The following is a 12,075-nucleotide window of genomic DNA, read 5'->3' as shown; positions in this document are numbered from 1 at the left end:
GAAGCCGATGCGGCTCCGAAATCTCAGCCGGCTCCTGTCGGGCCTGGTCCTCGCGCTGGCGGCTGGGCTGGCGGGCCCGGCGTCGGCGGCGCCGCCGCGGCGGATCGTGTCGCTCAGCGTCTGTGCCGACCAATATCTGCTGATGCTGGCCGATCCGGGGCAGATCGCCGCGCTCAACCGCTTCTCGCACGATCCGGCCATGTCCTGGGCCGTGGAGAAGGCGCGCCGTTTCCCCGCCGTGCGCGGCAGTGCCGAGGAGATGCTGACCCTCGAGCCCGACCTCGTCTTCACCTCTGGCTTCGGCACGCCGGCGGCGCTGGCGGTGCTCAGGAGCCGCAAGGTCCGGATGGTCGACATAGGCTGGGCCGACAGCTTCGAGAGCATCGAGCGGACCACCCGCACCATCGCCGCCGAGATCGGGCACCCCGCGCGGGGTGAGGCGCTGATCGCGGCGATGCGCGCCCGGCTGAAGGCGCTGGGGCCGGCGCCGGGGCGCGGGCGGGTGGCGGCCTATTATCAGCGGCGCGGCTATCTGACCGGGCAGGGGACGCTGATCGACGAGATGATGCGCCGCGCGGGGCTCGCCAACCTCGCCACCCGGCTCGGCCGGCCGATGCTGTCGCGGCTGTCGCTGGAGGAGATGGCGGTGGCGCGGCCCGATTTCCTGCTGGTCGAGAATGGCGAGGTCATCCGCGACAAGGGTACCGAGATGCTCCAGCATCCGCTGCTCAAGCGCACCGTGCCGGCCCGGCGGAGGATCATCCTTCCCGAGGCGCTGACGACCTGTGGCGGGCCGTCCTATCCCGACGCGATGGCGACCTTGTTCGGGGGGATAAGGGGAGCGGACAAATGACCTCTTCTCCCGCGTCATTCCGGCGGAGGCCGGAATCTCGGGAGGGTCGGACGGCGCTCCTCTCCTGAGACCCCGGCCTCCGCCGGGGTGACGATCATGATGGGTCGGGTCGGTTCGTCGCGCTCAGCGCGTCTCGCCGTCCTCGCCGCGATATTTGAGTTCGAGGTAGCGGCCCTGGGTCGCCAGCTTGTTGAGGTCGCCGCTGACGAGCTGCTCGCTCATCCGCGCCAGTTCCTCGTCGACCACCCGCAATCCCTCGACGAGCTGGGCGTCGGGCGAGCTGCCGTTGCGCTCGGCGCGGCGCATGCCCTCGGGCACCTTCTTATAGCCTTCGACCAGCTCGGGGAGTTCCTCGGCCATCAGCTTGCGGAATTCGTAGGCGGCGGGTTCGCGCGGGTCGAGCTGGGCGAGCTGCGGGCCGATCGCTTCCAGCTTGATGCCGATCTCGTCGGCGAGGCGCTGCGCCGGCGCGGGCAGGGCGGGGCGCTGGGCTTCGAGATAGCGTTCGGTCTGCGAGGGCAGGAGCGGCAGGTCGCTCTTGGCCATCTGCTGCGGGGTCGGCTCTGCGGCCTGCGGCCAGCCCATCACGCCGAAGAACACGATCGCCATCGCCACCAGCATCAGGAAGAAGCCCCAGATACCGAGCGGGGTGACGAAGCTGCCGATCAGGCCGCCAGCGAGCGCCACCGCCAGCACCGCGAAGAAAGCATATTTCAGCCGGCGGAAGAAGCCGACGACGCGACGGCGATGCGCCTTGATCGCGCGCGGCGAGGTGCGCGCCCGAATGCGATCGAGCACCTCTTCGGCGCGGTCCATGGTGGCGCGGCTGTCGACCATCGTTGCGTTCCGCTATCCTATTCCAGAGCCTTGAACGGCTCGGCCTGCGCCTGGTTGGCGCCTTCGGCCCGGGCGATATAGCCGCGCGACTTCTCGACCTCGCTGGTCAGCGTGGTGACGGTCTGCTTCATCGACGACAGCGCCTCGATCTTGAAGCGGTCGATCGTGTCCATCGTATCGTAGATGTTCTGGAAGGCGCGCTGCAGCGTCTCGACCGGGATGGTCGACGAAGCGGCCTGCTTGTGGATCTCTCCGGTCTGGTTCTTGAGCATCAGCCCGGTCGAGTCGATCATGTTCGCAGTCGTGGTGTTGAGCGCGGTGATCTGTTCCAGGACGAGCTTCTGGTTGGTCAGCGCCTGTGCGACGGTCACCGCCGTGCGGAGTGCCGAGACGGTGGTGGTCGACGCGCGGTCGACGCCCTTGACCAGCTCGACATTGTTCTTCTTGACGAGGTCGAGCGCGAGATAGCCCTGCACGGTCACCGCCATCTGGGTCAGCAGGTCCTGGCTGCGCTGGCGCACGTAGAAGAGCGCGGTCTCGCGGATCGTCTTGGCCTTCTGCGGATCGCTGCTGTCGAGCTCGAGCGCCTTGGCCTCCAGCCGCTCGTCGAGCGTTTTCGACAGGTGGATCATCTGTTCGAGCCGGCCCATGGCGGCCCACAGATTCTGCCGCTCGACGTCGATCGCGGCATTGTCCTTGATCAGCTCGTCCTTGCCCGAGGCGAGCGCGCGAAGAATCGACGAAATATGGCTCTGTGCCGATTTATAGCTGTCGAAATAGTCGCGCATCTTGCTGCCGAACGGAATGATTCCGAACAGCTTCTTGCGCGAGAACAAGTCGCCTTTCGAACCGGGATCGAGATCCTCGATCGTGCGGCGCAACTCGGCCAGGTCGGCGCCGACGCCGGTGTCGGCATCCATCGCGCGAACCGGGCGATCGAGAAAGCGGTTCGACTGGCCGGCCGCCTCGGCGATCTCCTTGCGGCCCATATTGCTGATCGAATCGACGCGCTTGCCGAATTCGGGACTGTTGACGTCCTGCGCCACCAGTTCCTCGATGAATCCGTCGACCTTCTCGTCGAGCTTGCTACGCTGCTCGTCGCTGAGCGGCACGAGGCCGGCGGCCTTTTCCGGGGCGAGCACCTTCACCGGAGCCGGCGCCTGCAGCACCAGATCGGGTTCGTCGGTCTTCGTCGTGGTGGCCATGCCCCGTCGTCTCCTGCTCGGTGTCGCACGAAGATGGCCGCATGGGGTGCATTATTCAAGCGATACGGTGGTTTCCGGCGAGAAGCGGTGTTTACGCATTCCAAAAATGCAATGAGTGCAATTTATGCAATCGGCATTGCCGCATCAGCATTTGTCGAATCGACGACCGCCCCGCAAAGGGGACGGGCCTTTCAGGCATCCTCTCCTAATGACTTATAGGGCTGGCTCCTCGGAGCCGGCCCTTTTTTTATGCGCGGCTTGGCGAGCCCGATTGATCGAGGAATGATGCTCGCCCTTGTTGCATTGCGCCAATTCGGCTATGCGCCCGCAAAATTCCTCCAATTCAGGATCCTTGAGACCATGAGCCTCCGCAACGTGGCCATCATCGCGCACGTCGATCACGGCAAGACCACGCTCGTCGACCAGCTCTTCCGCCAATCGGGCACTTTCCGCGACAACCAGCGGGTCGAGGAGCGGGCGATGGACTCGAACGACCTCGAAAAGGAGCGCGGCATCACCATCCTGGCGAAGTGCACCTCGGTCGAGTGGGAAGGCACCCGCATCAACATCGTCGACACGCCTGGCCACGCCGACTTCGGCGGCGAGGTGGAGCGCATCCTGTCGATGGTCGACGGCGTCATCCTGCTGGTCGACAGCTCCGAAGGCGCGATGCCGCAGACCAAGTTCGTGACCGGCAAGGCGCTGGCGCTGGGCCTGCGTCCGATCGTCGTCGTGAACAAGGTCGACCGTCCCGACGAGCGCATCCAGGAAGTGCTCGACGAAGTGTTTGATCTTTTCGTCTCGCTCGACGCGACCGACGAGCAGCTCGATTTCCCGGTTCTCTTCGCCAGCGGCCGCAACGGGTACGCCAATGACGACGCTTCGGCGCGCTCGGGCACGCTGAAGCCGCTGTTCCAGAAGATCGTCGATCATGTCCCGCAGCCGTCGGCGGATCCGGACGGTCCGTTCAAGTTCCTCGTGACCTTGCTCGATCGCGACAATTTCCTCGGTCGCATCCTGACCGGCCTGGTCTTCTCGGGTTCGGTGAAGACCAACATGCCGATCCATGCGCTCGATCCAGAGGGCAAGGTCGTCGAGACCGGCCGCGCGTCGAAGATCATGGCGTTCCGCGGGCTCGAGCGCGTCCCGGTCGAGGAAGCGAATGCCGGTGACATCATCTCGATCGCCGGCCTAACCGTGGCGACCGTGGCGAACACCATCGCCGATCCGAGCGTATCGGAGCCGCTGCACGCGCAGCCGATCGATCCGCCGACGCTGTCGATGACCTTCGCGGTCAACGACAGCCCGATGGCCGGGCGCGAGGGCAGCAAGGTCACGAGCCGCATGATCCGCGACCGCCTGTTCCGCGAAGCCGAATCGAACGTCGCGATCAAGGTCACCGAAAGCTCGGGCAAGGACAGCTTCGACGTGGCCGGCCGCGGCGAGCTCCAGCTCGGCGTCCTGATCGAGACGATGCGTCGCGAAGGCTTCGAGCTCGGTATCAGCCGCCCGCGCGTGCTGTTCCGCGAGAATGAGGCAGGCGGCAAGGAAGAGCCGTACGAGACCGTCGTCATCGATGTCGACGACGAATATTCGGGCACCGTCGTCGACAAGATGGCCCAGCGCAAGGCCGAACTGACCGATATGCGCCCGTCGGGCGGCGGCAAGACCCGCATCACCTTCTCGGCCCCGTCGCGCGGCCTGATCGGCTATCATGGCGAGTTCCTGTCGGACACCCGCGGCACCGGCATCATGAACCGCCTGTTCGAGAAATATGGCCCGCACAAGGGTAACATCGAAGGCCGCAAGAATGGCGTGCTGATCTCGAACGGTGCCGGTGAAGCGAACAGCTATGCGCTCGGCCCGCTCGAGGAGCGCGGCATCCTGTTCGTTGGCCATGGCGAAGCGCTCTATGAGGGCATGGTCATCGGCGAGAACGCGAAGACCGACGATCTCGAAGTCAACCCGATGAAGGCGAAGCAGCTCACCAACTTCCGAGCCTCGGGCGGCAAGGACGACGCGATCCGCCTGACTCCGCCGAAGAAGATGACCCTGGAACAGGCGATCGCCTATATCGACGACGACGAACTGGTCGAAGTTACGCCCAAGTCGATCCGGCTGCGCAAGCGCCACCTCGACCCGCACGAGCGCAAGCGCGCGAGCCGGGCCAAGGCCGCCGCATAAGGCTGGTTATGGAATGAGAAAGAGGGCGTCGGAGCGATCCGGCGCCCTTTTTCATGCGTCCCGCCGGAATGACCGGAAGGGTTCAGTCGAACAGCTCCTCCAGGAAGCTCTTCTTCCGCTTCTGCTTATAGTGATTGTCATGATGACCGTAGCGCTGCTGCTGAGCCGGTTGCGGCGCGGGTGGCGGCAGCTCCGCGGCCGAGCGCTCGATGATCTTGTCGAGCTCGCCACGGTCGAGCCAGACGCCCCGGCATTGCGGGCAATAGTCGATCTCGACATTCTGGCGGGCGCTCATCGTCAGCGGCACCGCGCAGACGGGACAGTTCATGGACATCACCTATTCTCCCTCGATTTCGCGCCCGGTGCGCGAGGAAGAATGGACCCCCGCGCATCGAGCATGCTCGATGCGGTCCGACATCACGATCGCTCGATCGCCAGAGGGGCCCGGTCCCGCCCGTTCAAGATAGGCGGTGGGGAAGGGAGGGCAAGGGGTGGCTTTTGCCTCGCCTGCTTTCTTCGTCACTCCAGCGAAAGCTGGAGTCTCGGGAGAGTGGAGAAGAGGTCGAGGCAGGAGCCGCCCGAGATCCCAGCCTTCGCTGGGATGACCGGTAGGATGAGGCCGCCTGCTCGCTCCCTCAACTCGGCAGGTCGGTCGTGCCCATCAGGTGGAGGTCGACCGCGCGGGCGCATTGGCGTCCCTCGCGGATCGCCCAGACGATCAGGCTCTGTCCCCGGCGCATGTCGCCGCAGGCGAAGATGCCCTCCTGGCTGGTGACATAGGCGCTGGTGTCGGCCTTCACATTGCCGCGGGGATCGAGATCGACGTCCGCCTGTTCGATCAGGCCCGCCGTGTTCGGGCCGATGAAGCCCATCGCCAGCAGGACGAGGTCGGCCTTCAGGGTGAACGCGCTGCCCGGCACTTCCTGCATCTTGCCGTCGATCCACTCGACCCGCACGCATTCGAGCGCGGTGAGCTGGCCGTTGGTGCCGATCGCGCGCTTGGTGACCACGGCCCAGTCGCGCTCGCAGCCCTCTTCATGGCTCGACGAGGTGCGCAGCTTGAGCGGCCAGTTCGGCCAGGACAATGCCTTGGCTTCCTTCTCGGGCGGCTTGGGCATGATCTCGAGTTGGGTGACCGAGGCGGCCCCCTGGCGGTTCGACGTGCCGACGCAGTCGGAGCCGGTATCGCCGCCGCCGATCACGACGACATGCTTGCCGGTCGCGGTCAGCGAGCCGCGCGGCGCGGCGCGGACCTCGTCGTCGCCGGCGACCCGCTTGTTCTGCTGGGTCAGGAACTCCATCGCATAGCGCACGCCCGCGAGCTCGAAGCCCGGGATTTCCAGCGGACGCGGCTTCTCGGCGCCACCCGACAGCACCACCGCGTCGAAATTCGCCCGAAGCGAGTCGAGAGACACCTGGACGCCGACCTCGGTCGAGGCGCGCAAGGTCACCCCTTCCGCCTCGAGCTGGACCAGCCGGCGGTTGATAAGATGCTTTTCCATCTTGAAGTCCGGGATGCCGTAGCGGAGCAGGCCGCCCATCCGGTCGTTCTTCTCGAACAGGGTGACGCTATGGCCGGCACGGGCGAGCTGCTGGGCGCAGGCGAGGCCCGCCGGGCCAGATCCCACCACTGCGACCGACTTGCCGGTCCTGCGCGCCGCAGGCTGCGGCACGATCCACCCTTCCTGCCATCCCCGATCGACGATCGCGCATTCGATCGACTTGATGGTGACGGGGGTGTCCTCGATGTTCAGCGTGCAGGCGGCCTCGCACGGGGCGGGGCAGACGCGGCCGGTGAACTCCGGAAAATTGTTCGTCGAGTGAAGGACTTCGAGTGCGTTCTTCCAATCGGCCTCGAAGACGAGATGGTTCCAGTCCGGGATGATGTTGTTCACCGGACAGCCATTGTGGCAGAAGGGAATGCCGCAGTTCATGCAGCGCGACGCCTGGTCGCGCAGGTCCCTGTCCGCCAAGGGAACGACGAACTCGTTCCAGTTCTTCAGACGCTCGGCCGGCTTCGCATAGCCGCGGTCCTTGCGCTCGATCTCGAGAAATCCGGTAGCCTTGCCCACGTCTTATTCTCCGGTCATTCGGCGGCGACGGTAGCGGCGGCGAGGCGCTCGGCCTCCAACTGCTGCAACGCGCGGCGATAGTCACGCGGCATCACCTTCACGAAACGCGTCAGGGTGGTCTGCCAATCGTCGAGCAGCGCGCCTGCCTGGGCGCTGCCGGTGTGGAGATGATGCCGTTCGAGCAGGATCCGCAGCCGCTCGGCATCATGGCGAAGCATGTCGCCCATGCCATAGTCGTGGACGCTGGCGGCGCGCTGGTGCGGGCGGCCTTCCTCGACATCGTTCGCGACGGCCGGATCGATCGGCTCGACATCGACCATCGCCAGGTTGCAGCGCTCGCGGAACAGCCCATCCTCGTCGAGCACATAGGCGATGCCGCCCGACATGCCCGCCGCGAAGTTGCGGCCGGTCCGGCCGAGCACCGCGACGACGCCGCCGGTCATATATTCGCAACCATGGTCGCCCGTGCCTTCGACCACCGCGATCGCGCCCGAATTGCGAACCGCGAAGCGCTCTCCTGCCACGCCCTGGAAATAGGCCTCGCCCGCGATCGCGCCGTAAAGCACGGTGTTGCCGACGATGATGTTCTCCAGCGGGTCGCGGCTGACATGGCCGGGCTGGCGGACGATCACCCGACCGCCCGACAGGCCCTTGCCGACATAGTCGTTGCCGTCGCCGGTCAGCTCGAGCGTCACCCCGTGCGCCAGGAAGGCGCCGAAGCTCTGTCCCGCGACGCCGGTGAGGCGGACGAGGATGCTGTTCTCGGGCAGGCCGGCATGGCCATAGCGGCGCGCCACCTCGCCCGACAGCATCGCGCCGACGGTGCGGTTGACGTTGAACACCGGCCGCTCGATCACCACCGGCTCTCCACGGTCGAGCGCAGGCACGGCGGCGGCGATCAGATGATTGTCGAGCGCGGCGTCGAGGCCGTGGTCCTGGAAGCTCGAATGGTGGAGCGTGTTGCCCATTGCCGGCGCCGCCTGGTGGAGCAGACGGCCGAGATCGACGCCATGCGCCTTCCAGTGGTCGAGCGCCTGGCGCATGTCGAGCCGGTCGACGCGGCCGACCATCTGCTCGATCGTGCGGAAGCCCATCTCCGCCATGATCTGGCGCAGTTCCTCGGCGACGAAGAAGAAATAGTTGATCACGTGCTCGGGCTGGCCGGTGAAGCGCGCACGCAGCACCGGATCCTGGGTCGCGACCCCGACCGGGCAGGTGTTCAGATGGCATTTTCGCATCATGATGCAGCCGGCGGCGATCAGCGGAGCAGTGGCGAAGCCGAACTCGTCGGCGCCGAGCAGCGCGCCGATCGCGACGTCGCGGCCGGTGCGGATGCCACCGTCGACCTGCACCGCGATGCGGCTCCTGAGACCGTTGAGCAGCAGGGTCTGCTGGGTCTCGGCGAGACCGATTTCCCACGGGCTGCCGGCATGGGTCAGCGAGGTAAGCGGTGAGGCACCGGTCCCGCCCTCGTAGCCCGAGATGGTGACATGGTCGGCCCGCGCCTTGGAGACGCCGGCTGCGACGGTGCCGACGCCGACCTCGGAGACGAGCTTGACCGAGATGCGCGCCTGCGTGTTGACGTTCTTCAGGTCGTGGATCAGCTGCGCCAGATCCTCGATCGAGTAGATGTCATGGTGCGGCGGCGGCGAGATCAAGCCGACGCCCGGGGTCGAATGGCGTACCTTGGCGATGTTCTTGTCGACCTTGTCGCCGGGGAGCTGGCCGCCTTCGCCCGGCTTCGCGCCCTGCGCCATCTTGATCTGGATGTCGTCGGCGTTGACCAGATATTCGGCGGTGACACCGAACCGGCCCGAGGCGACCTGCTTGATCGCCGAGCGCATCGAATCGCCGTTGGGCAGCGGCGTGAAGCGATCGGCTTCCTCGCCGCCCTCGCCGGTGTTCGACCGGCCGCCGATCCGGTTCATCGCCACCGCGAGGGTGGTGTGCGCCTCACGCGAGATCGAGCCGAAGCTCATCGCGCCTGTGGCGAAGCGCCTGACGATTTCGGACGCCGGCTCGACCTCGTCGATCGACAGCGGCCGATCGGCCTGCTTCAGCTGCATCAGCCCGCGGATCGTCAGCAGGCGGGCGTTCTGATCGTTGATCTGGCGCGCGAAGGCGTCGTAGCGGTCCTTGCTGTTGCCGCGCACGGCATGCTGGAGCGCCGAAACGCTCTCGGGCGTCCAGGCATGCTCCTCGCCGCGGATGCGGTAGCCATAGACGCCGCCGACATCGAGCATGTTGCGATAGATCGGGTTGTCGCCATAGGCGGCGGCATGGCGGCGAACGGTCTCCTCGGCGACCTCGGCCAGGCCGATGCCCTCGATCGTCGTCGCGGTGCCGGTGAAATATTTGTCGACGAACGCCGAGGACAGGCCGATCGCGTCGAAGATCTGGGCGCCGCAATAGCTCTGGTAGGTCGAGATGCCCATCTTGGACATGACCTTCAATATGCCCTTGCCGACCGCCTTGATATAGTTCTTCTGGACTTCGTATGGGCCGAGCGGCATCCCTTGGCGGACCCGTATCTCCTCCAGCGTGTCGAAGGCGAGATAGGGGTTGATCGCCTCGGCGCCATAGCCCGCGAGCACGCAGAAATGGTGGACCTCGCGTGCCTCGCCGCTCTCGACGACGAGACCGGTCTGCATGCGCAGGCCCTGCTTGACGAGATGATGGTGGACGGCGGCGGTGGCGAGTGCCGCGGGCATCGCGATGCGGTCGGCGCTCTGCGCGCGATCGGACAGGATCAGGATGTTCTTGTCGGCCAGCACGGCCTCGGTCGCCGCCCAGCACATCTCCTTGAGCGCCATGGCGAGGCCGTCGGCACCGGTCGCCGCCTCCCAGGTGATGTCGATCGTCTCGGTGCGGAAGGCGCCGTCGAGCTGTTCCTCGGCCGAGCGGATGCGGACGAGGTCGCGGTTGGTGAGGATCGGCTGGTCGACCTCGAGCCGCTTGTGGGTACCCGCCTGGCGGCCGAGCAGGTTGGGGCGCGGGCCGATCATCGACACCAGCGACATCACCAGCTCCTCGCGGATCGGGTCGATCGGGGGGTTGGTGACCTGGGCGAAGTTCTGCTTGAAATAATCGTAGAGCAGGCGCGGTCGGCCCGACAGCACCGCGATCGGCGTGTCGGTCCCCATCGATCCGATCGGGTCCTCGCCGGTTCGGGCCATCGGTTCGAGGAAGCGCGCGATATCCTCCTGCGAATAGCCGAAGGCCTGCTGGCGATCGAGCTGGGCCTGCGGATCGTTGGGCAGGGCGGGGACGGTGCTGGCGTCGTCGGCCGCGAGCGCCTCGAGGTCCTTGAGCTTATACTGGTTGGACTCGAGCCACTTCGCATAGGGCGCGGCGGCCGCGAGGCTGGCCTTGATCTCCTCGTCCTCGATGATCCGGCCCTGCTCCATGTCGATGAGCAGCATCTTGCCCGGCTGGAGGCGCCACTTGCGGACGATATTCTCCTCGGGCACCGGCAACACGCCCGACTCCGAGGCCATGATCACATGGTCGTCGTCGGTGACGAGGAAGCGCGCCGGGCGCAGGCCGTTGCGGTCGAGCGTCGCGCCGATCTGGCGGCCGTCGGTGAAGGCGACGGCGGCGGGGCCGTCCCACGGCTCCATCAACGCGGCGTGATATTCGTAGAAGGCCTTCTGCGCCGGGTTCATCAGCGGATTGCCGGCCCAGGCCTCGGGAATCAGCATCATCACCGCGTGCGCCAGCGAATAGCCGCCGGCGACGAGCAGCTCGAGCGCGTTGTCGAGGCAGGCGGTGTCCGACTGGCCGTGCGGGATGATCGGCCAGATCTTGTCGAGATCGGCGCCGAGCAGCTCGGATTCCATCGTCCGGCGACGCGCGTTCATCCAGTTGACGTTGCCGCGCACCGTGTTGATCTCGCCATTATGGGCGATGAAGCGGTAGGGGTGCGCCAGCTTCCAGCTCGGGAAGGTGTTGGTCGAGAAGCGCTGGTGGACGAGCGCGAGTGCCGAGGTGGTCAGCGGATCGCCGAGGTCGGTGTAGAAGCTGCCGACCTGGCCCGCGAGCAGCAGGCCCTTGTAGACCAGCGTACGGCTGGAAAAGGACGGCATGTAGAGCTCGCTCAAGCCGGGCAGGTCATGCTTCGCGGCGAGTGCGGCCAGCGGGTTCTGGGTCTGCTTGCGGATGACGAGCAGCTTGCGCTCGAATGCGTCCTGGTCGGCGCAATCCCCGCCGCGGCCGATGATCGCCTGACGGATGACCGGCATCTCGTCGAGCACCGCCTCGCCGAGGCCGGTGGTGTCGACCGGCACGTCGCGCCAGCCGATCAGCGTCTGGCCCTCCTTGGCGATGAACTTCTCGAAACTGCCGACGGCGAGGTCGCGCGCGGCGGCATCGCGCGGCAGGAAGCACATGGCGACGCCATAGTCGCCGGGGGCAGGGAGCGTCACGCCGATGCCGGTAGCCCAGGCGCGCAGCAGGGCGTCGGGGATCTGGATGAGGATGCCGGCGCCGTCGCCCAGCAGCGGATCGGCGCCCACCGCGCCGCGATGGTCGATCTTGAGCAGTATCTCGAGGCCGCGCTGAACGATCGCGTTGGATTTCTCGCCACGGATGTTGGCGATGAAGCCGACACCGCAGGCATCATGCTCGTTGCGACTGTCGTAAAGTCCCTGATTCTGCGGATAGGCCATCCGGCGCTTTGCTCCCCTGCGGCCCGGCTGTGCGGGGCATTTCGGTCACGGCCTATACAGCGAAGGCCCGGCGAGTGAAGCCTTCAAAAACAGCGGTGGCCGCAACCTAATCTTTCAGAGAGGCTGATCGGCGGGAAAATTTCCCGCTTTTCCGGGCATATGCGCCACAAATGGAGCGAGACCTTTCATGGCCATCCGTATAGCCACGCATCCGTATAGTCCACAATGTCGACGCTGGCCGCCGCCACCTAGCACGG

7 protein-coding genes are annotated in these 12,075 nt (G+C 66.2%); 2 read left to right on the top strand and 5 right to left on the bottom strand.

The window, feature by feature from the left end:
- Nucleotides 1-7: 7 nt before the first annotated feature.
- Nucleotides 8-853, top strand: a complete 846-nt coding sequence (locus ASE22_RS11585) for an ABC transporter substrate-binding protein (protein ID WP_082545617.1) — start codon at nt 8-10, stop codon at nt 851-853.
- Nucleotides 854-976: 123 nt separating this feature from the next.
- On the opposite strand, the gene ASE22_RS11580 is transcribed toward ASE22_RS11585, so the two are convergent.
- Both ASE22_RS11580 and ASE22_RS11575 read right to left on the bottom strand, forming a co-directional pair.
- Nucleotides 977-1,690, bottom strand: a complete 714-nt coding sequence (locus tag ASE22_RS11580; protein ID WP_056359213.1) for a hypothetical protein — start codon at nt 1,688-1,690, stop codon at nt 977-979.
- Between the two features lie 17 nt (nt 1,691-1,707).
- Nucleotides 1,708-2,895 (bottom strand): toxic anion resistance protein, encoded by a 1,188-nt coding sequence (locus tag ASE22_RS11575; RefSeq protein ID WP_056359211.1) that lies wholly within the window; start codon nt 2,893-2,895, stop codon nt 1,708-1,710.
- A gap of 360 nt (nt 2,896-3,255) precedes the next feature.
- Between ASE22_RS11575 and typA the strand changes: the two genes are divergently transcribed.
- On the top strand, nt 3,256-5,079 hold the full coding sequence (gene typA / locus ASE22_RS11570) for a translational GTPase TypA (RefSeq protein WP_056361090.1): 1,824 nt from the start codon (nt 3,256-3,258) through the stop codon (nt 5,077-5,079).
- An 82-nt stretch (nt 5,080-5,161) separates the two neighbouring features.
- Here typA and ASE22_RS11565 read toward each other — a convergent pair whose 3' ends face one another.
- The 3 genes from ASE22_RS11565 to gltB form a co-directional block, all read right to left on the bottom strand.
- On the bottom strand, nt 5,162-5,413 hold the full coding sequence (locus ASE22_RS11565) for a TFIIB-type zinc ribbon-containing protein (protein ID WP_056359207.1): 252 nt from the start codon (nt 5,411-5,413) through the stop codon (nt 5,162-5,164).
- A gap of 301 nt (nt 5,414-5,714) precedes the next feature.
- Nucleotides 5,715-7,151 carry a glutamate synthase subunit beta gene (locus tag ASE22_RS11560; protein WP_056359205.1) on the bottom strand — a complete coding sequence of 479 codons (1,437 nt, stop codon included), beginning with the start codon at nt 7,149-7,151 and terminating at the stop codon, nt 5,715-5,717.
- 14 nt (nt 7,152-7,165) lie between these two features.
- Nucleotides 7,166-11,818 carry a glutamate synthase large subunit gene (gene gltB / locus ASE22_RS11555; RefSeq protein ID WP_056359203.1) on the bottom strand — a complete coding sequence of 1,551 codons (4,653 nt, stop codon included), beginning with the start codon at nt 11,816-11,818 and terminating at the stop codon, nt 7,166-7,168.
- Nucleotides 11,819-12,075: the final 257 nt, after the last annotated feature.

This window comes from Sphingomonas sp. Root720 (assembly GCF_001428605.1).
GTDB lineage: Bacteria > Pseudomonadota > Alphaproteobacteria > Sphingomonadales > Sphingomonadaceae > Rhizorhabdus.
This window is presented reverse-complemented; position numbering and strand designations above follow the sequence as displayed.